13 protein-coding genes are annotated in these 19,852 nt (G+C 69.6%); 9 read left to right on the forward strand and 4 right to left on the reverse strand.

Going from position 1 to position 19,852, the window contains the following annotated elements:
• Together ACZ7NC_RS41750 and ACZ7NC_RS41755 are read right to left on the reverse strand one after the other, a co-directional pair.
• A partial coding sequence (locus ACZ7NC_RS41750) for a helix-turn-helix domain-containing protein (RefSeq protein ID WP_471496932.1) occupies positions 1 to 365 on the reverse strand: 365 nt, incomplete at its 3' end.
• A 281-nt stretch (positions 366 to 646) separates the two neighbouring features.
• On the reverse strand, positions 647 to 1,498 hold the full coding sequence (locus tag ACZ7NC_RS41755; protein WP_471496955.1) for a phosphotransferase enzyme family protein: 852 nt from the start codon (positions 1,496 to 1,498) through the stop codon (positions 647 to 649).
• A 554-nt stretch (positions 1,499 to 2,052) separates the two neighbouring features.
• Between ACZ7NC_RS41755 and ACZ7NC_RS41760 the strand changes: the two genes are divergently transcribed.
• Positions 2,053 to 3,336, forward strand: coding sequence for a YhgE/Pip domain-containing protein (locus ACZ7NC_RS41760; protein WP_471496935.1), 1,284 nt, complete (start codon positions 2,053 to 2,055; stop codon positions 3,334 to 3,336).
• A 39-nt stretch (positions 3,337 to 3,375) separates the two neighbouring features.
• Here ACZ7NC_RS41760 and ACZ7NC_RS41765 read toward each other — a convergent pair whose 3' ends face one another.
• A complete protein-coding gene (locus ACZ7NC_RS41765) occupies positions 3,376 to 3,798 on the reverse strand; it encodes an SRPBCC family protein (RefSeq protein ID WP_471496937.1) in 423 nt (140 codons plus the stop codon).
• A 661-nt stretch (positions 3,799 to 4,459) separates the two neighbouring features.
• On the opposite strand from ACZ7NC_RS41765, the gene ACZ7NC_RS41770 reads away from it, so the two are divergent.
• On the forward strand, positions 4,460 to 5,404 hold the full coding sequence (locus ACZ7NC_RS41770; protein ID WP_471496957.1) for an MIP/aquaporin family protein: 945 nt from the start codon (positions 4,460 to 4,462) through the stop codon (positions 5,402 to 5,404).
• Between the two features lie 482 nt (positions 5,405 to 5,886).
• Here the strand turns inward: ACZ7NC_RS41770 and ACZ7NC_RS41775 are convergent, their stop codons facing one another.
• Positions 5,887 to 7,008, reverse strand: coding sequence for a PP2C family protein-serine/threonine phosphatase (locus ACZ7NC_RS41775; protein WP_471496940.1), 1,122 nt, complete (start codon positions 7,006 to 7,008; stop codon positions 5,887 to 5,889).
• 203 nt (positions 7,009 to 7,211) lie between these two features.
• On the opposite strand from ACZ7NC_RS41775, the gene ACZ7NC_RS41780 reads away from it, so the two are divergent.
• The 7 genes from ACZ7NC_RS41780 to ACZ7NC_RS41810 all read left to right on the forward strand — a co-directional run bounded on the left by ACZ7NC_RS41780 (position 7,212) and on the right by ACZ7NC_RS41810 (position 19,659).
• Positions 7,212 to 9,893: a SpoIIE family protein phosphatase gene (locus ACZ7NC_RS41780; RefSeq protein ID WP_471496942.1), complete on the forward strand. Its 2,682-nt coding sequence runs from the start codon at positions 7,212 to 7,214 to the stop codon at positions 9,891 to 9,893.
• A 244-nt stretch (positions 9,894 to 10,137) separates the two neighbouring features.
• A complete protein-coding gene (locus ACZ7NC_RS41785) occupies positions 10,138 to 11,736 on the forward strand; it encodes an amino acid permease (RefSeq protein WP_471496944.1) in 1,599 nt (532 codons plus the stop codon).
• Positions 11,737 to 11,812: 76 nt separating this feature from the next.
• Positions 11,813 to 12,790 (forward strand): urea amidolyase associated protein UAAP1, encoded by a 978-nt coding sequence (locus ACZ7NC_RS41790; protein WP_471496946.1) that lies wholly within the window; start codon positions 11,813 to 11,815, stop codon positions 12,788 to 12,790.
• Position 12,791: 1 nt separating this feature from the next.
• Positions 12,792 to 13,613: an urea amidolyase associated protein UAAP2 gene (locus ACZ7NC_RS41795; RefSeq protein WP_471496948.1), complete on the forward strand. Its 822-nt coding sequence runs from the start codon at positions 12,792 to 12,794 to the stop codon at positions 13,611 to 13,613.
• Positions 13,610 to 17,200, forward strand: a complete 3,591-nt coding sequence (gene uca / locus ACZ7NC_RS41800; protein WP_471496951.1) for an urea carboxylase — start codon at positions 13,610 to 13,612, stop codon at positions 17,198 to 17,200. The genes ACZ7NC_RS41795 and uca overlap by 4 nt, the downstream gene beginning before the upstream one ends.
• Before the next feature lie 5 nt (positions 17,201 to 17,205).
• A complete protein-coding gene (locus tag ACZ7NC_RS41805; RefSeq protein WP_471496959.1) occupies positions 17,206 to 18,903 on the forward strand; it encodes an allophanate hydrolase in 1,698 nt (565 codons plus the stop codon).
• Between the two features lie 75 nt (positions 18,904 to 18,978).
• Complete coding sequence (locus tag ACZ7NC_RS41810) at positions 18,979 to 19,659, forward strand: TetR/AcrR family transcriptional regulator (RefSeq protein ID WP_471496953.1); 681 nt, start codon at positions 18,979 to 18,981, stop codon at positions 19,657 to 19,659.
• The last annotated feature ends 193 nt before the right edge of the window (positions 19,660 to 19,852 follow it).

Here is a 19,852-nt window from a genome sequence, read left to right on the forward strand (position 1 = left end):
TCTTTGGCCATCGCCCTCGTCGACCAGTGTGTGGCATTCCTCGGCGTCGACTCCAACGTCCGCTTCACCAACGCAGCAATCTGCTCGTCGCTCACCGAGCGGGGGCCACCGGATCGGGGCAGGTCACCCAGACCGGCGATCCGATGCTCGACGAAACGCGCCCGCCACCGCCCCACCGACTGCCCCGTCATGCCCACCAGGGCACCGACATCCTTGTTGGACATGCCATCCGCGCAGGCCAGGATGATCCGGCACCGCAGAGCCCATGCCTGAGGGGTCGAGCGACGCCGCACCCACCCCTCAAGCGCCGCCCGTTCCTCCACTGACAGCACCAACTCGGCCTTCGGCCGCCCCATACGAGCCATGCTGCAAGCCTACACATATAGGAGGAACTCCTGACTCACAAAACTAGTAGGCACATGATCGGCCGAACAGAACCCAGACTTCACGCCGCTCCTGGCGCACGCCTGTCTCAGCGAGACCATCGATGACCCGAGCCGCTCGACCTGGATGAGAAGCGCTCAACCTTGTTGCTCCTGGCGGAGCGCGGCCAGTGTGCCTCTGCGGATAATTTCGCCTTGTCTCGACGGAGGCCGGTAGATCCCGACATCAACAGCCAGCCAGCTACGACCTCAAGGGTCCTCGATCAGCCATGGCTATCCATGCCGTTGCGATCGAGTGCTGCTCGGATCTGGCCGAGCCACTGTGTGCCCAGCTGACGCCCGTTTGGGAGTTGGTCGCCTCGATCCCAGCGCCACGTTGTGATCATCGCCAGCACGAGAATCCGGCATTCGCGCAGCAACTCTTGATTGACACCCGGATATTGCTCGCTGACTGCTTCGGGCGCATGGGCGAGGTCGAACTCGACGGGCCCACGGCAACACGTCTCAAGGTCTACGAACAGCAGCCCGTTCCTCGTGGTGAGCACGTTGCCCGGGTGCGGCTCGCCGTGCAGCAGCTGCTCGGCAACGCCGCGCTCGCCGATCACTCGTCTCAGGCTTCGTAATGTGTCGCCGAGCAGTTCCCGGTCCGCGTCGGCGAGCGCCGGAGTGCGGTCGTGGTTCGCCACCAGTTGTTGAGCCTGCTCGACTCGATCCGTGAACTGCGGCGTCGGGACATCCAGCTTGCGCATGCCGGCATGCAGCCGCGCGAGCGCATTGGCGTAGTCGGCTGGTGAGACCTCTCGAAGGGGCACGGGTTCGTAGTAGGTCCATAGCGTGACCACGAAGCCATCACGCTCATAGACACGTGGCTCCACTCGAGGTTCGAGAGCAGCCACAGGGCACCCGGATTGGGCGAGCCGCTGAGCAAGCTCGACTTCGAACTGCGCGACCTGATGCGCTACAGGTGCCACCCGGGCCAGGACGTCGCATGGCAGCAGACGCAGAGTGAGCTTGTTCGAGTCATGGAGAACGATCGCGTCGTCGACTGTCAGGTCAAGTGATGAGGCGATCGACATGGCCGCGGCCGCCGCTCGCGGGACCTCTGACGCCTGCATCGTCGCCTGGCCTCTCCCGTTTGAGCGCTGCCATAACTCCACGCGGTGCAAGCTACGCACCCTACCAAGTGGTCGACAGAGAGCGGCGGTGGTCGACGGGCAGGGCGCGACTGGATCGGCGACCGCCCCTGCACCACACCAACCGCGCACTGCGCGTGCTGGCGGTCGTTCTTCGACGCGCCTTGCGCGGTAACGTCGGCGCGGGTCGGGCCAGACGGACAGGCCGAGTTCTACGGCTCCCACCGGCATGGTCCGGCCTACGTCGATGGCGGAACCGCCGCGGCCGGGGGGCGATCGTCGGGCCCGATCTGCATCTCTGTCGAAACCGACACGTCGAGCTCATCATCCGAGCAACAGCCCCCGCGTGCTTATCAGGTCGCGGTCGTGTCGTGGAGTGGAGGTCGGCTGCGGGAAGGCTATCGTCGCTGACAGCGTCCCCGGTGCCGCTACCGATCCCAGTGGGGTGAGCTGTGGCCCCGGCCCACGGCCGCAGTCCGACGATCGACATCACGGCAAGGCCGGCGCGGCGTTGGATCGGAGCCGGATGGAGTGCCATGACATCAGCGGGGTCCGGGCAGCAGCCGCCGCGCGCACGGGCGGTCGTCGTCGCGCGGCACGGAAAGCTCTGGCTTGTGCCGACCATCCTGTCCGTTCTGGTGGCACTGTTCCTGTCGCTGCTCTACATGGGCGGCATCGTCAATCCGAACGGCAGCCTGCGCGATCTGCCGATCGCCTTGGTCGACGCGGACCAGGGCCCACCTCTGCCGGGACAGCAACAACCCGTGGGAGAGCAGCTGAGCCGGGCGGTCATCACATCGACCCCGTCGAACGCGGTGCAGTGGCGCAGGCTGAACCAGGCCCAGATGCAGGACCAGTTGGCGGCGGGCAAGATCTACGGCGCCCTGGTCATCCCCGCCGACTTCACCACGTCGGTGGCGGCTCTGACGACCTCCCGCGCCACGGTACGGCCCACCCTCACCATCCTCACCAACCCCGGGTTGGGTAGCCTCGGTTCGTCCCTGGCCAGCCAGATCTCCCAGCGCGCTGCTCACCGGAGCTCCCTGGTGATCGGCCGTCAGCTGACCGCGCAGGCGGCGGACAAGGGTTCCGACGCGACGCTCCGCGTTCTCCTGGCCGACCCGGTCACGGTCACCACCCGGGTGGGTCACCCGATCGGCCGCCACAGCGGCCTGGGACTGACCGCCTTCTACTACACGCTGCTGCTGGTGCTCACCGCGTTCGTGGGCGGCAACATCATCAACAACGGCGTCGATGCGGGCCTGGGCTACACCGACAACGAGATCGGGCCCTGGCACTCGCGACGTCCGACGGTCCCGATCAGCCGTACGCAGACGCTGCTGCTGAAAATGATCATGACCGCGGGCATCGTCGTGATTGCCACCAGCCTGACGATGGTCGTCACGGTCGCGATCCTGGGCATGGACGCATCACATCTGCCGCTGCTGTGGATCTTCTCGTACTGCGCGAGCCTGGCCGTTGGTTTGGGCGTGCAGGCCATCAACGCGGCCTTCGGCGGAATCGGCCAGGTGGTGTCCATGTTCGTGTTCATCGCCCTGGCCCTACCGTCATCGGGAGCGACGGTCCCACTCCAGGCGGTCCCCGGCTTCTACCGCTTCCTCGCCCTGTTCGAACCGTTCCGTCAGGTGACGGACGGCGTACGCGCCATCCTCTACTTCGACGCCCGCGCCGACGCCGGCCTGACCCGCGGCTGGATCATGATCGCCATCGGCCTCGCCGTCGCCCTGCTCTTCGGCTTCGCCATGACCCGCTACTACGACCGCAAGGGGCTGCACCGCCTGGACCTCCAGGAGGCATGAGTGGCCCGTATGCCGCGGCTCTTGCCATCGGCGGTGCGGCTACTTGGTGTGCAGGGGCTCCCTGAAGGACTTGCGGAACACCGGACCGGCGAAGGGAATGACCGGAGACAGCATCTTCGCCTTGAACGAGGTGGGATGCCGTTCGAGTCTGACGTCGACGAGGGTGCCCTCATCCGTGGGAGTCAACTCAAACTTCCATCCACCCGAGCCGAAGGGCTTCGAGTCGTGAGTGGTGACGGTGACTTCGTTCGTTGATGGATCCCATTCGTAGCGTGCCCGCTCCCACGATTTGTCATTTCCCTCGGTGACCTCGGCCCAGGTGTCTCCCCGCTCGTGGACCTGGAAATGCTCGGCGTCGATGGAGGGCCATTCCTCGACGCGGGAGGGGCTGAAGTTGGTCAGTACCCCCATCACCTCGGATGGGCTCATCGAGGAGTTCACATGAAAGTGCAGGGACGGCATGACCTGCTCCTTTGTTCGAGAAGGCCGCTGCTCGCCGACGGCCGGCCCGGCGAGTGACCTGAAGGCCCCACTTCTCAGAATGCACCTCAGCCCAGCGCTGCGCACCGGCAGGTTCTCGACCCTCAACTGTGCGATTAGCTCCGCAAGTGTCGGGGCTGTGTTCACGCGGGGTGAGGCCATGGTCTGGCAGGGAACGGACGCGGCTAGCTGGGTCTCAAGCGGCCGGCGAGCCTGACGACCCCAGTTGGTCTCTGCCGCCGGGGAGGTGCCGACGGCAGACGCAGGGCGTCCGCCCTAGATCGTCATTGGCCGCAATGACAACCTGGTCCCTCGCCGGTCCAAGCGGTCCCTGAAGGGCACAGGGCGTGGCGGAAGCGGCAGACGGTGTCGTCGGCGCCGCTCACGGTGGTGACGTGGACGGACGGGCGAGCTGGTCGGATCGCGCTTTGGCGGTCGGCATGTGACGTTGGAGCTCAGAGCGCCCTGCGACGGCACCAGCCGGGGGCGCTGTCGCGGGCCCACGGTGCCACGGACGGTTCATCTGTGGCAGTGGCAGCCGGAGCCCGTATCGGAGTCTCCTGCGGTTGCAGCGGCTCACGAGCCGAGTTACGACGTGACTACCGCGTTCGAACGTGACCGCAGCAAGCCCTGGGAGGATCACATGGCATTGGAGATCAAACCTCTGGTCAAGCCATCTAGGTTCCGGCAGCGCGCGGGTTTGCCAGGCGAGTGCATGGCGGAGTTCCTTGGGACGTTCGTCCTCATCTCCTTCGGTACCGGCGTGGTGGCGATGGCAGTGGCAGCGCTGCCGGGCTCTGGGCGTACCGCGGGGCCCACCACGTTCTTCCTCGGAGCCGGGGACTGGCTGCTGATCACCTGGGGTTGGGCCATGGCCGTGATCCTCGGCATCTACGTGGCCGGCGGCGTCAGCGGAGCGCACATCAATCCGGCGGTGACGCTGGCCTTCGCCGTTCGCCGCAAGTTTCCCTGGGTCAAGGTCGTCCCGTACTGGGTGTCACAGGTGCTCGGCGCCCTGGCCGGGGCGGCGCTGGTCTACGCGGTGTATCACGACGCCATCAACACGTTCGACGACGCCATGAAGGGGCCCAAGACAGGCGGGCACACACTCGCGTCGTTCTCGATCTTCGCCACCTTCCCGGCGCCGTACTTCCACGGCGGGATCTGGGGTCCGCTGATCGACCAGATGGTCGGCACGGCATTCCTGGTCATGCTGGTGGTGGCGATCATCGACCTGCGTAACACGGCCGTGAAGGCGAACCTCGGTCCCTTGGTGATCGGCTTCGTGGTGGCGGCCATCGGCATGTCCTTCGGGGCGAACGCGGGGTACGCCATCAACCCGGCCCGCGATTTCGGTCCGCGTCTGTTCACCTGGTTGGCGGGTTGGGAGGATCTGGCGTTTCCGGGCAGCTTGTCCGGTGCCTTCAGCGGCTACTGGTGGATTCCGATCGTCGGGCCGTTCGTCGGCGGGGTGATCGGGGTGCTGGTGTACGACCTGTTCATCGGTGACGTGCTCCACGCCCGCCTGCTGCAGGGCGAGGGCCCGGAGCCCGGCCGTACGCTCCCCACCACCTCCGACGAGGAGTAGCGGCCCAGCAGACGGGGGCATGGCCCTGCCGGCCCTGACGCCGCCCTCGTCATCATCCCGACACCGCGGCTGCCCCAGCGCCCACCCATCAACTGGCCAACGGGATCGAGCCCTCCCGGGTTCCGAAGACAAGGTGGGACAACCCGCAGATGCCGCCGGGGGGGACTCGGGGTCATCCGTCCGCTCCCGCTCCCAATGCGGGGCCTAGCGGTTCTCGGGCGGGCCGATCATGTCGTTCACGGGTTGCAGATAGTCGGCCATGGCGCCCCGTGAGGATGCCGTAGCGGACTCGTTGCGACGGGTCGCACCAGGCCGTCACGTCTTTCACAAGCGGCGGTCAGATCATGCCTGACGCCCTGATGGCGTCGTTGTCCGGGACATGGGAATGGTTGAGTCTCCGGCACCGGACAGCCTGGAGCAGTTCCAGCATGTCGAGCCGCACGAGCACCGCAGCGCGCTCACGGCGGCGGGGACATGAAGACTCAGCCCTCCGCCCCGACCGCCCCCCGATCCTGCGCGCCCGAGCACCTCAACGCGAGTGCCGCGATGTCGTCGTCGAGCCTTCCGCCGCTGTGCTGGAGCAGATCCCTGTGCAGCCGGTCGAGGAGCTCGCGAGGCTGCTCCAGGCCCTGCCCCCGCATCCAGTCCGCCAGCGGGAAGAACTGGCCGGCGTGGTCCCGGGTCTCCGATACGCCGTCCGTGTACAGCAGCAACCGGTCACCCGGGGCAAAGGCAACGACGTCGACCCAGTAGCGGTCACCGATGAGTGCTGCGAGGTTGAGGGGCGGGGAGGGGACGGTGGGCTCCAGGACCCGCACCTTGCCGCAATGCGCGATCAGCGGCGGGGGATGCCCGCAGTTGAGAAGGCGTATGCGGCCGCCCTCGTGCGGGATCTCGGCGAGGAGAGCTGTGGCGAAGTGCTCGGGCTGGTCCTGGGTGGGAAACGTGGCGCTGTGGCGGGTGATGGTGGTTTCCAGGCGGTGGATGATGGCGTTCAGGTCGGGCTCGTCGTACGCGGCTTCCCTGAAGCAACTGATCACCGCCGAGGCCGCCCCCACTGCGGACAGTCCCTTGCCCCGTACGTCGCCGATGAGCAGCCGGATCCCATGCGGTGTGCCGAGCGCCTCATAGAAGTCGCCGCCGATCCGGGCCTGTTCCTGGGCCGCCAGATACAGCGACTCGATCTCGACGTCGTCGATGCGGCGCGGCAGCGGGCGCAGGAGCACCTTCTGGGCCGCGTCGGCGACGAGTCGAACATGGAAGAGGATCTCCTCTCGCTGGAGCCGCACATGGCTCCCGTATGCGGCGGCCAGGGTGACCGCGATGATCGCGGCAGATGTGTACTGCGTCCCCAGGTCGGTGTAGAAGAAGCTGAGGACGATCATGATCAGCAGGCTGAATGCCCCCAGCAGGACCGTGGGGAGTACGGGCCACATCGCGGCTGCCAGGGCGGGCGCGGCGGGCAGCAGGCGGCTGACGGCGATCTCCCTGGGTGTGGAGAACGCCAGGCCGGCGATGAGGACGGTCAGGATCACGGGTGACAGCCGGACGGCATCCCATCGGACGCTGTAGGCGGGACGACGGCGCCCAAGCCGTGCAGACATGATCACAAAATGCATCATATCGGGCTAAGCGGACATCGGGCGCGGAGAAATCACGCGCCACATACCAGGGTCCACGGCAGACGGGCATGACCGGAGGAACCGAGGTCATGCAAGCGTGGCTGCACAGACGCCCCAGGTCAGCCAGGCGTGGATCCGGCGGGCGGGCCCTGGCCCACTTGGATCACCGGTGTTAAAAAGGTCGCATGGCGAATCGATTCGCCCGTTCTCGACACCTATCGGTCAAGCGGCTGATCAACAAGAGCCCGCGAAGCGTGGCCGGGCAGGTGCTGGTTTTCCAGGTGGCCCTGGTGGTGCTGCTCGTAGCCTGCGCCGTCATCGCCCTCGTCCTGCAGTCGGAGCGGGACTCCAGCGCCGAGGCAAGGCACCGCTCGACGGCCGTGGCACAGACCTTCGCGCACTCACCAGGCGTCCTGGCGGCACTGCGGACCCCGGACCCGAGCAAGATTCTCCAGCCGCTCACCGAGGCGGCACGCCGGGCAGCCGAGGTCGACTTCATCGTGGTCATGGACACCGAGGGCATCCGGTACACGCACCCCTTGCCGGACCGAATCGGAAAGCGGTTCGTGGGCGAGATCGGACCATCGCTGGCGGGGAAGCTCTTCGTGGAGAGCGTCAACGGCCCGCTTGGCCGCGAGGTGCAGGCCACGGTCCCGATCAAGAACGCCGACGGCGAGGTGGTGGCCCTCGTCTCGGCCGGGATGAAGGTCAAGAACGTCGAAAGTCAGGTGCACCGGCAACTACCGATCATCCTGGGCGCCGGGGCCGTCGCGCTCGCGCTGTCCACCGGCGTGACGGCACTGGTGGGCAGGCGACTGAGGCGGCAGACACACAGCCTGGCCCCGAACGAGATGACCCTGATGTACGAGCACCACGACACGGTGCTCCACTCCGTTCGGGAAGGGGTGCTGATCGTGGCCCCGGACGGGCGGGTGATGCTGGCGAACGACGAGGCCAGACGACTGCTGGAGCTGCCCCCTGACGTCGAGGGACGGCTCGTCCGGGAGCTGCCGGGCATCGATCCCGAGACGAAGGCACTGCTCGCCTCCGGGCGCGAGGCCACTGACGAGGTGCACCTCGCCGGAGACCGGCTGCTCGCGGTCAACCAGCGGCCCACGGATCGCGAGGGAGGCCCCAGGGGAACCGTGGTGACGCTGCGCGACTCCACCGAGTTGCAGGCGCTGACCGGCAGGGCGGAGGTGGCACGGGAGCGGCTCAGGCTGCTGTACGACGCCGGACTCCGCGTCGGTACCACCCTGGACGTGCTGCGCACCGCCGACGAGTTGGCGCGCGTACCCATTCCTCGCTTCGCGGACTTCGTCACCGTGGACCTGGCCGACGCCGTCCTGCACGGCGAGGAGCCGTCCCCCACCGCGACGGAGATGCGACGCGCGGCCGTATGCGGCATCCGAGACGACCATCCGCTCACCGAACAGGGCCGGCTCTTCGACTACGTTCCCGCCACGCCCCACGCGCGCGGCTTCGACAGCGGCCGCTCCCAGTTGGTGAGCGATCTGCCGGCCGCCACGACCTGGCGCGTGCAGGACCCGGAGCGCGCCGAGGCGATCATTGACTACGGCATCCATTCCCTCATCACGGCCCCCATCCAAGCCCGTGGCGTCGTGCTGGGCATGGCCAGCTTCTGGCGCGCGCAAGAGCATGAGCGCTTCGACGAGGAGGACCTGTCGCTGGCGGAGGAACTGGTGGCCCGCGCCGCGATAAGCATCGACAACGCCCGCCGCTACACCCGCGAGCACGCCATGGCGGTCACCCTGCAGCGCAGCCTGCTGCCGCAGGCCATGCCAGAGCAGAATGCCCTCGACATCGCCTACCGCTACCTCCCCGCCCAGTCGGGCGTGGGCGGAGACTGGTTCGACGTGATTCCCCTGCCGGGGAGCCGGGTGGCACTGGCCGTCGGTGATGTTGTCGGCCACGGCCTCCACGCCGCCGCCACGATGGGACGGCTGCGGACCGCGGTGCACAACTTCTCCACCCTCGATCTGCCGCCCGACGAGTTGCTGAGCCATCTGGACGACCTGGTCGGCCGCATCGACCAGAACGAGACAGCCGCGAGTGCCACGGGCGTCGTGGGCGCCACCTGTCTGTACGGGATCTACGACCCCGTGACCCGCCGCTACGTCGTGGCGCGTGCGGGGCATCTGGCACCCGCGCTGGTCCAGCCCGACGGAACCGTCACCTTCCCGGACGTACCGGCCGGTCCGCCCCTCGGCCTCGGCGGCATGCCGTTCCAGACCGCGGAGCTGTGCCTCGCGGAGGGAACCCAGCTCGTCCTGTACACCGACGGCCTCATCGAGGACCGCAGGCGCGACCTGGACGTGGGGATGGAGCTGCTGCGCGACGCGCTGACGGGCCACCCCGGACGTCCGCCCGAGGAGACCTGCCAGAGCGTGCTGGACAGTCTGCTCCCCGAGCGCCCCAAGGACGACGTCGCCCTGCTCGTCGCCCGCACGCGGGTACTGCCGCCCGACCGGATCGCCGACTGGGATGTCCGTCCGGACCCCGCGGCGGTCTCGGAGATGCGCGACGCCGTGTCCGGAAAACTCGAAGCATGGGGCCTGTCAGAGCTCGGCTTCACCATGGAACTCATCCTGAGTGAACTCATCACCAACGCCATCCGCTACGGCGCCGAGCCGATCCACGTGCGGCTGATCCGCGACCGTGCGCTGATCTGCGAGGTTTCCGACGCCAGCAGCACCTCGCCGCATCTGCGGTACGCCGCGACGACCGACGAGGGCGGCCGGGGCCTGTTCCTGGTCTCGCAGATGGCTGAGCGCTGGGGCACCCGGTACACCCCGCAGGGCAAGGTGATCTGGGCCGAACAAGCCCTCACGGAGGCTGAGGCGTAGCACGCCCTCACCCAGGGCCAAGAACGAAGGTGGCTGTACGGGGCCTCGGCCGGTGGTCGGATCGGTGACCGGAGTTCTTTCAGGGTCGGCAACAGGCGGTTCTCACCGGGGAGTTCGAACGGTCTCCCGTATGAGAGGGCCCGGTTACGCGAGGTTAACGCCCGCGACTCGGCCGCGAGACCACTCCGCCCCACCATCGCAATACCTGTCACTCGACAGGTAACCCCCGTTCGGAGGTGCGGTGATGAACCGATCTGAGCTCACCCCTGCGTCACATCCCGTCGACAGCGTCATGACCGGCGCCACTCCCGTCGGCTATCACCAGGAACTACGCCGCGGGATGGGCAGCTTCGCGTCATTCGCCGCGGGTTTCTCCTTCGTCTCGATCCTCACCACCGTCTTCCAGCTCTTCGGCCTCGGCTTCGGGCTCGGCGGGGCGGCGTTCTTCTGGACCTGGCCGCTGGTCTTCGTGGGCCAGCTGCTGGTCGCGCTCTGCTTCGCCGAACTGGCGGCGCGCTGGCCCATCTCCGGAGCGATCTACCAGTGGTCCAGCCGACTGGCCGGCACCACGGTCGGCTGGTTTACCGGCTGGATCATGATCATTGGGCAGATCCTCACCGTCGCGGCAGCCGCGATCGCCGCGCAGGCGGTGCTGCCGGGCATCTGGTCCGCCTTTCAGATCGTGGGCGGACCGGACGCGGACCCGTCGGTCGCCTCCCCGACCGGCGCCCAGAACGCGGTCCTCCTCGGCTGCCTCCTGCTGGTGATCACCACAATCGTGAACATCCTCGGCATCCGCCAGATGGCCGCCGCCACCAGCGTCGGCGTCGCGATCGAGATCGTCGGTGTGATCGCACTGGTGCTGGCGCTCTTCTTCCTGCCCGAACGGGGCCCGCAGGTGGTGGTGCACAACACCGGCTGGGCCGGGGAGGGCAGCTACCTCGGGGCCTTCCTCGCGTCGTCGCTGATGGCGGCATACGTCATGGTCGGCTTCGACTCGGCGGGCGAGCTGGCGGAGGAGACGCACAGCCCACGCCGGACCACGCCCCGGACCATCCTGCGGGCGCTGATCATCTCGGGTGTCGGCGGCGCGCTGCTGATCCTCTCGGGGTTGTTGGCGGCGAGCAGCCTGACCGACGGCAACCTGGCCACCGGCGGCCTTGCCTGGGTCCTCACCGACCGGCTCGGGGACGTTCTCGGGCGGCTGCTGCTGTGCTGCGTCGCGGTCGCGGTGTTCGCCTGCACCCTTGCCGTGCAGACCTCCGGCGCACGCATGATCTACTCCATGGCGCGCGAGGGCGCCCTGCCTTTCCACCGGTACCTCGGAAAGGTCTCGCCCCGCACCGGCACGCCGGTCATCACCTCGATCGTGGTGGGCGTGGGCGCCGCGATCGCGCTCCTGGTGAACGTCCGTCAGTCGGCGATCTTCACCGCGCTCTCCAGCCTCTGCATCGCCATGCTCTACCTGGCCTACCTGGGCGTGACGCTGCCGTTGCTGGTCGCCCGGATCCGGTACCGGGGCACCGACCGTCTCCCGGACGGCGTAGATGAGACGGGCCGTCCGCTGTTCTCGCTGGGACGCTGGGGCACCGTCGTCAACGCGCTCGCCGTGGTCTTCCAGGTCGGCATGGCGGTCAACCTGCTGTGGCCGCGCGCCGAGATCTACGACCTCACCGAGGGCACCTGGTGGCTGCAATGGAGCGCGCTGCTCTCCATCGGGCTCAGCCTCGCCGTCGGGGCCGGCTACTTCCTCGCCCGCCGGCTGCACCGCCGTATCGAGCTGAGGCACGTCCCCCACACGCACCCCGAGCCGCCTGCCGAGGCCGTCCCCGAGCCCGCCTGACGCCTCGGCGGCACACCCCGGCCACGCACCACCGGACGCGTCGACGGCGCACCGACGAAAGGACGACGGCACACCCATGACGACGACCGAAGGGCCGACGGCCGGCACTCCGCACGGTCGGCACCCCACCGGAAATGCCCGTGAGCAGCAGCCCAACGAGCCACCCACCGGAAACCCCCTCCATCAGCAGGCCACCGGGGAGACCCCCGCCAGTGTCCGTGACCTGCACCTGACGGGCAGTGTCCGCAGTGCCCGGGACGACGCCCGTGCCCAGGGCGGACGGGCGGGCGAGTGGATGCCGTATCTTCCGGCGTCCACCAGCCCGCACTGCCCGCCGGGAGTGGACCGGGACGCCCTGGTGTGGGCGGAGACGGTGGCGCCCGGCGGCTACACCCACAAGATCCTCGCCCGCGGCAGCCGGCTGCGCTTCGACGACCCGACCGGTGACGCCTGCGCGCATCTGCTCCTCTTCAACGCCCTGGAACCGGTCGAGCGACTCAATGTCGCCGACACCCAGAAGATCCCCTGGCAGGCCTACCTGGGCCTGAACCACCCGCTGTTGTCCGGCGACGGCCGGGTCCTGGCCGTCGTCACCGGCGACTCCTCCAGTCGGCACGACGCCTTCTGCGGCACGACCACCGACGCCTGGAACGAACGCAGGTACGGGGACGCGCGTCCCGAGGGACCGTCCCCGTCAGGCCGAGGCCTCTTCGTCAAAGCGGCCGCCAAGCACGGCCTGAGCCGGCGCGACCTTCCGCCCAGTGTGTCCTTCTTCCAGGGCGTACGCGTCGAGGCGGACGGCGCCCTCACCTGGCGGGGCAGCGCCGGCCCGGGCGCGCATGTCGAACTCGTCGCGGAAATGCCCCTCTTGGTGCTGGTCGCCAACGTCGCCCATCCGCTGGACCCGCGCCCCGAATACATCGTGGGGCCTCTGCGGGTACACGCCTGGCGCGGCACCGCGACCGGCCCCCACGAGGAGCGGTTCACCGCGACGCCCGAGTTGCACCGGGCGTACCTCAACGCCGTCGACTACTGCGAAGCCCGGGGGCTGTGACATGGCGACCACTCAGACCGAGAACACCGTGCCCGCCGCGACCATCTTGAACACCGTGAACGCCTACCCCACCGCCTCGGGCGGCACCGTCGCCTCCACCGTCCCGGTCGGTGCCGTGTATGCCGAGGGCTCCGCCCTTGACTGGGGAGCGAGCCTGGTCGACGGCGCCGTCGTCCTGGACGAGAACCTGGCACCCAACGCGCCCTGGTCGGCGGTGGTGAACAAGGGGCACGTCCTGACGATCGTCGACGTCGGCGGCAACCAGTCCGCCGACTGCCTGCTCTTCAACGCCGACGACCCCCAGGAGCGCTACAGCGTCCCCGACACACTGGCCTGGCAGGGCAACGCCTACGTGCGCACAGGCACGGTCCTGCGCAGCAATGAGGGCCGCCCCCTGATGACCGTCGTCGCCAACGAGATCGACCGTCAGGACACCATCGGCGGCGCCTGCGGCAAGGAGTCCAACACCCTGCGCTACGGCCACCATGTGATGTTCCATCACGGCTGCCGCGAGAACTTCCTCGCCGAAGCCTCCCGGCGCGGCCTGGGGGTGCGGGACCTCGTCTCCAACCTCAACTGGTTCATGAACGTGCCCGTCGAGGCGGATGGCGCGCTGGGAATCGTCGACGGCATGTCGGCGCCCGGCCGCCGTGTCGCGGTGCGCGCCGAGACGAACGTCCTGGTGATGGTGTCCAACTGCCCGCAGATGAACAACCCGTGCAACGACTTCAATCCGACCCCGCTACGGATGATCGTCGTGGACCCGCGCGGCCCCGCGAGTGCCCTGCAGGGCACCAGCACTCCGGAGGACGCTGCCGCATGACCCGCCCCGCCACCGTTCTCGTCGCCAACCGCGGTGAGATAGCCCGCCGTGTCATCCGCACGGCCCACCGGATGGGTCTGGCCACCGTCGCCGTCTTCTCCGACGCCGACCGGGCCGCCCCGCACGTCCGCGAGGCCGAGCACGCGGTCCGACTCGGCCCGGCGCCCGCCCGGGACTCGTATCTGCGCGGCGACGCGATCATCGAGGCCGCGCTCGACCAGGGCGCCGGAATCATCCATCCGGGCTACGGCTTCCTCTCCGAGAACGCCGCCTTCGCCCGCGCCGTAGCGAAAGCCGGTCTGCGTTTCGCGGGCCCGACCGCCGACCAGATCACCGCCTTCGGCGAGAAGCACACCGCCCGCGCCCTGGCCAAGGCGGCCGGGGTGCCGCTGCTGGCCGGGACGGAACTGCTCGCGAGCGCCGAGGAGGCCGTCGCCGCGGCCGAGTCGATCGGGCTGCCCGTGATGGTCAAGGCCACCGGCGGTGGCGGCGGCATCGGCATGCAGGCCTGTGTCACCACCGACGAGGTGCGCGATGCCTTCGCCCGCGTGGCCGCCCTTGCGGAGTCCAACTTCGGATCGGCCGGCGTGTTCCTGGAGCGCCTGGTGCGCCCGGCCCGCCATGTCGAGGTGCAGGTCTTCGGCGACGGCACCGGCCGGATCGCCGTCATCGGCGACCGTGACTGCTCGCTTCAGCGCCGCAATCAGAAGGTGATCGAGGAGGCTCCGGCACCGGCCCTGCCCGACCGTGTCCGGGCCCTGCTGCACGACTCCTCTCGCCGGCTGCTCGCATCGGTGGGCTACCGCGGAGCGGGGACCGTGGAGTTCGTCTACGACCCACTGCGCGAGGAGGCCGCCTTCCTCGAGGTCAACACCCGGCTCCAGGTCGAGCACCCGGTGACCGAGGAGGCGTACGGCGTCGACCTCGTCGAGCTGATGCTCGCCCTGGCCCGCGACGGCCGGGTCGATGACGGGGTGTTCGAGCGGGAGTGGACGCCCACCGGGCATGCCGTTCAGGCCCGGGTCTACGCCGAGGACCCCGGTAAGGACTCGCTGCCCTCCTCGGGCCTGATCACCCGGGCGGTCTTCCCCGGCCAGGGCAGCGACGAGTTGCCCGGCGTCCGCGTCGACGGTTTCGCCGAGACAGGCCTGGAGATCTCGCCGTACTACGACCCCATGCTCGCCAAGGTGATCGCGCACGGCGCCACCCGCGACACCGCGTTCGACGTGCTCGGCGAGGCCCTCGGCGCGAGCCGGGTCGACGGCATCGTCACCAACCTGGGTCTGCTGCGCTCGCTGACCGTGCGCAGCGAGGTGCGCGGGGCCGTCCACAGCACCAGCACGCTCGCCACCACCGACGACCCCGAGCCGCGCATCGACGTCCTGGTGCCGGGACCGATGACCACCGTCCAGGACCTTCCCGGCCGGCTCGGTTACTGGCACGTCGGCGTGCCGCCGAGCGGCCCCTTCGACCCCGTCTCCTTCGCCGAGGCCAACCTGGCCGTCGGCAACCCGGCCGGGTCCCCCGCACTGGAAGTCACCGCGGGCGGCCTGACCCTGCGCTTCTCCGCCGCCACCGTGGTCGCCGTCACCGGCGCCCCGGTCCCGGTCACCGTGGACGGCACCACGGCGGCCCTGTGGGAGCAGGTGCCCGTCCCGGCCGGCGCCACCCTGGCCCTCGGTGCCGCACAGGGGCCCGGCCTGCGCAGCTACGTGGCCGTCCGGGGCGGCATCGACGTGCCCGAATACCTGGGCAGCGCCTCGACGTTCACCCTCGGCGGTTTCGGCGGCCATGGCGGCCGGGCGCTGCTCGCCGCGGACGTGCTGCGGCCCGCGGCGTCCACTGCCGCCGCCGGTGGCCCGACCCCGCCCGAGCGCCGTCCCGCGATCACCTCGCACTGGTGGATCGGTGTCACCGAAGGGCCGCACGCGGCACCGGAGTTCTTCACCCGCGAGGACATCGACACCCTCTACGCCACCGACTACAAGGTGCACCACAACTCGGCCCGCACCGGCATCCGCCTGATCGGACCCAAACCGCGGTGGGCCCGCCAGGACGGCGGCGAGGCCGGGCTGCACCCCTCCAACATCCACGACACGCCGTACGCAGTGGGCGCCCTGGACTTCACCGGCGACACTCCGATCATCCTGGGGCCGGACGGCCCGTCCCTCGGCGGGTTCGTCTGCCCCGCGGTCGTCGCCAGCGGCGACCTGTGGAAGCTCGGCCAGCTCCGCCCCGGCGACAGTGTCCGGTTCGTACCCGTCAAGGAGGCCGAAGCCGCCGACCTCGACGCCCGACGCGCCTCGCCCACGCTGATCGGCACGGGCGGAGACGGCGACGACGGCGTACTGGGCCGCCTGGAGTCCACCGAGGCCCGCCCCTCGGTCACCTACCGCCGGGACGGCGACGACAACATCCTCGTCGAGTACGGCCCCATGGTGCTCGACCTCGGCCTGCGGATGCGCGTGCACGCGCTCCAGGAGACCCTCGCCGCGCACGCGCCCGACGGCGTCGTGGACGTCACCCCGGGCATCCGGTCACTGCAGATCCACACCGACGCCCGCCGGCTGAAGGCCCGTGACCTCACCGCCCTGCTGCGCGAACTGGAGAACGAGGTCCCTCCCACCAACGAGCTGGTGGTCCCCTCCCGTACCGTGCGGCTGCCGCTCAGCTGGGACGACCCGGCGACCCGTCTCGCCATCGAGCGGTACATGGCCGGGGTGCGCGACGATGCCCCGTGGTGCCCGTGGAACATCGAGTTCATCCGCCGTATCAACGGCCTGGAGAGCGCCGACGACGTCTACCGCACGGTCTTCGACGCCTCCTACCTGGTCCTCGGCCTCGGTGACGTCTACCTCGGCGCCCCCGTGGCCACCCCGCTCGACCCGCGGCACCGCCTGGTGACCACCAAGTACAACCCGGCCCGCACCTGGACCGCGGAGAACTCCGTCGGTATCGGCGGTGCCTACCTGTGCGTCTACGGCATGGAAGGGCCCGGCGGATACCAGTTCGTCGGCCGCACGGTGCAGATCTGGAACCGGTTCCGCAGGGGCGGCCTGTTCCAGGACTCTCCGTGGGCCCTGCGCTTCTTCGACCGCATCGAGTGGTACCCGGTCACCGCGGAGGAACTCCTCGAACTGCGCGCCGAGACGGACGCCGGCCGAGGTCCCTTCGACACGGAGGAGGGCACCTTCTCGATCGCCGAGTACAACACCTTCCTGACCGACAACGCCGACACGATCGCCGCCTTCCGGAAGCAGCAGAGCGCGGCGTTCGAGGCCGAGAAGGAACGCTGGCGGGCCGCCGGCGAGTTCGATCGGGACGACGACCCCGCACCCCCGGCCGCCGACGCCATCGCCGTCCCGGACGGCGCGATCCCGGTCACCGCACCGTTCACCGCCACCGTCTGGCAGACCGTCGCGCGGCCGGGCACCACCGTCGCAAAGGGCGACCCGATCCTCTCGCTGGAGGCGATGAAAATGGAGTCCAAAGTGAGTGCCCCAGCCGCCGGAACACTCCTGGAGATCTATGTAAAGCCCGGTGAACAGGTCGCTGCCGGCCAGGTCCTCGCGGCGGTGAAGGCTTGAGCGCCATGACCCCGGCCGCACGCGTCGAAGCGGCCTACGACCGCATCGAGTCCGCCGGGCGGCCCGAGATCTGGATCCGTCTCAGGCCCCGCCACGAAGCGCTCGCCGAGGCCGCCGGGATCGATCCGGATCTGCCGCTGGCCGGCCTGGTCGCGGCCGTCAAGGACAACATCGACGTCGCCGGTCTGCCCACGACCGCCGGCGCGCCGTCCTACGCCTACCGGCCGGACGCTGACGCGCCCTCGGTGGCACGGCTGCGCGCGGCCGGCGCGGTGGTGCTCGGGAAGACCAACCTGGATCAGTTCGCCACCGGCCTGGTCGGCACCCGCAGCCCCCACGGTGCGGTACGCAACGCCTGGGATCCGGCACGCATTTCCGGCGGGTCGTCCTCCGGGTCCGCCGTCGCGGTCGCGCTGGGCATCGTCGACATCGCGCTGGGCACCGACACGGCCGGCTCCGGGCGGGTGCCCGCCGCCCTCAACGGCATCGTCGGCGTCAAACCCACCAAGGGCCTGGTGCCCGTGACCGGCGTGGTCCCCGCCTGCTACACCCTCGACTGCGTGACCGTCTTCGCCCGCGACCTGCGGCTCGCCCGCACGGCCGCGGAGATCGTCGAGGGCCCCGATCCGGCCGACCCGCTCTCGCGCACCGGCACCCAGCTTCCGCCGCCGCCCGCGCGCCCCAGGGTCGCCGTCCCGGCCCCAGAGCACCTGGAGGGCATGGCCGACGGCTGGCTCGCGGCCTTCGCCGCCGCGGTCGCCCGCCTGGCGAGCACCGGAGTGGAGATCGTGGAGGCCGATGTCACTCCGCTGCTGGAGGCCGCGCAACTGCTGTACGGCGGCGCGTTCGTGGCCGAGCGGTACGCCGCCGTGGGCGAGCACCTGGACAAGCACCGCGACCTGATCGGTACGGACCTCGACCCCACCGTCGCTGCCATCATCCTGGCCGGCCGGGACAAGACCGCCGTCGAATGGGCCGCCGACACGGCCCGGCTCGCCGCCCTCGGCGCAGCCGCACGTGCGGCCCTGGACGACTGCGCGGCGCTTCTCACCCCGACCACCACCTGGCATCCCACCCTCGACGAGGTGGCGGCCGACCCGGTCGGCGCCAACGCCCGCATGGGCCGCTTCACCAACTTCGCCAACCTGCTGGACTACGCCTCGCTCGCGGTTCCCGCAGGGTTCGTGGACGGCCTGCCGTTCGGCGTGATGCTCACCGGTCCAGCGTTCTCCGACCGGGCCCTGGCCACGTTGGCCGAGCGGTTCGCCGATCCGGGGCTCGACCTGTTCGTGGTCGGCGCCCACCTCACCGGACAGCCGCTCAACGCCCAGCTGGTTCAGGCAGGCGGCACGCTGGTGGGCCCGGCGCGCACCGCCGGCAACTACCGGCTGCACGCCCTGGCCACCCAGCCGCCCAAGCCGGGCCTGGTCCGGATCGCCGAGGGCGGCCCGGATGCCGCAGCCGGCGCACACGGTGGTACGGCGGCTGACGGCGGCTCAGGCATCGAGGGCGAGATCTGGCGGCTGCCGGCAGCAGGGTTCGGGACCCTGACCGCCGCCGTGCCCGCGCCGATGACCATCGGCACCGTCGAACTGGCCGGCGGACGGCGGATCAGCGGCTTCCTGGTCGAGCCGTACGCCGTCGAGGACGCGCCCGACATCACCCGCTTCGGAGGCTGGCGGGCCTATCTGGCATCCACGTGACCGCGGGCGGCACCGGCGGACAGCCCGGCGCCGGTCACTGCCGGAAGCCGTTGGCCGAGGTGGCAGGATGAGATCATGACTACGCGGCCCCGCCAAGGAAGACCCCGGCACACGCCGCCGTCCGACCCCCACGCCTCTGGCCGGGAACAGATCCTCGACGCCGCCGGTGCGCTCTTCGTCGAACACGGGATCGCCTCCACCAGCACCCGCATGATCGCCGAGCGGGTGGGCGTCAGGCAGGCGTCGCTGTACTACCACTTCGCCACCAAGGACGAGATCCTCGCCGAACTGCTGGCCACATCGGTGCGGCCGAGCCTGGAGATGGTGGAGCGCATCCAGGCGTGGGTGCCGGAGCGGGCGAGTGCGGCCGCGGCCCTCTACGCGGTGGCCGCGACGGACGTACGCACCTTGTCCCGCACCCCGTACAACATCGGCACGCTCTATCTGCTGCCGGAAGTGCTGGCCGAGCGGTTCGACGCCTTCCGCGCCGACCGGGACCAACTGCAGCGGAGCTACGGGACTCTCGGCGCCTTGGCGGCGGCCAGGGGCGTCAACGAGAGCATGCCGCCCGAGCGGATCGGGGAACTGCTGATCCAGTTGGTGGAAGTCGTCATCCAGATACGGCGTTCTCGTGATCCGGAAGCGGCCGACACGGACGCCATCGCGTCGTCGTGTCTGCGGCTGTGCGGACTCGGCGAGCCGGCGGTGGCCGCCGCCAGGGACGAGGCACGCGTCCTGCTGAGCCGCCTGGCATGACCAACGGCCCGCGCGAGGGGTGTTGACGGCAAAGCCCATAGACAAAGGCAAAGGCAAGGAGAGCTCTCTCCTTGCCACTCTCAACGTATAGCGCACAGGGCAATGCCGGTGAGTTAGGACGTTTCTGCAGGTAGCGGCGGGTGTCTGGCAACTTTCAGCGAGTAGTGGACGTTACTGGGAGTGCGTGGTTGGT

The organism is Streptomyces sp. NPDC111802 (assembly GCF_055634335.1).

Bases quoted from the DNA above. Each gene is read 5' to 3' on its own strand.
- ACZ7NC_RS41785 (WP_471496944.1), top strand. From the start codon at position 10,138: ATGAACCGATCTGAGCTCACCCCTGCGTCACATCCCGTCGACAGCGTC.
- ACZ7NC_RS41780 (WP_471496942.1), top strand. From the start codon at position 7,212: ATGGCGAATCGATTCGCCCGTTCTCGACACCTATCGGTCAAGCGGCTG.
- uca (WP_471496951.1), top strand. From the start codon at position 13,610: ATGACCCGCCCCGCCACCGTTCTCGTCGCCAACCGCGGTGAGATAGCC.
- ACZ7NC_RS41760 (WP_471496935.1), top strand. From the start codon at position 2,053: ATGACATCAGCGGGGTCCGGGCAGCAGCCGCCGCGCGCACGGGCGGTC.
- ACZ7NC_RS41805 (WP_471496959.1), top strand. From the start codon at position 17,206: ATGACCCCGGCCGCACGCGTCGAAGCGGCCTACGACCGCATCGAGTCC.
- ACZ7NC_RS41810 (WP_471496953.1), top strand. From the start codon at position 18,979: ATGACTACGCGGCCCCGCCAAGGAAGACCCCGGCACACGCCGCCGTCC.
- ACZ7NC_RS41765 (WP_471496937.1), bottom strand. From the start codon at position 3,798: ATGCCGTCCCTGCACTTTCATGTGAACTCCTCGATGAGCCCATCCGAG.
- ACZ7NC_RS41755 (WP_471496955.1), bottom strand. From the start codon at position 1,498: ATGCAGGCGTCAGAGGTCCCGCGAGCGGCGGCCGCGGCCATGTCGATC.
- ACZ7NC_RS41770 (WP_471496957.1), top strand. From the start codon at position 4,460: ATGGCATTGGAGATCAAACCTCTGGTCAAGCCATCTAGGTTCCGGCAG.
- ACZ7NC_RS41795 (WP_471496948.1), top strand. From the start codon at position 12,792: ATGGCGACCACTCAGACCGAGAACACCGTGCCCGCCGCGACCATCTTG.
- ACZ7NC_RS41775 (WP_471496940.1), bottom strand. From the start codon at position 7,008: ATGTCTGCACGGCTTGGGCGCCGTCGTCCCGCCTACAGCGTCCGATGG.
- ACZ7NC_RS41790 (WP_471496946.1), top strand. From the start codon at position 11,813: ATGACGACGACCGAAGGGCCGACGGCCGGCACTCCGCACGGTCGGCAC.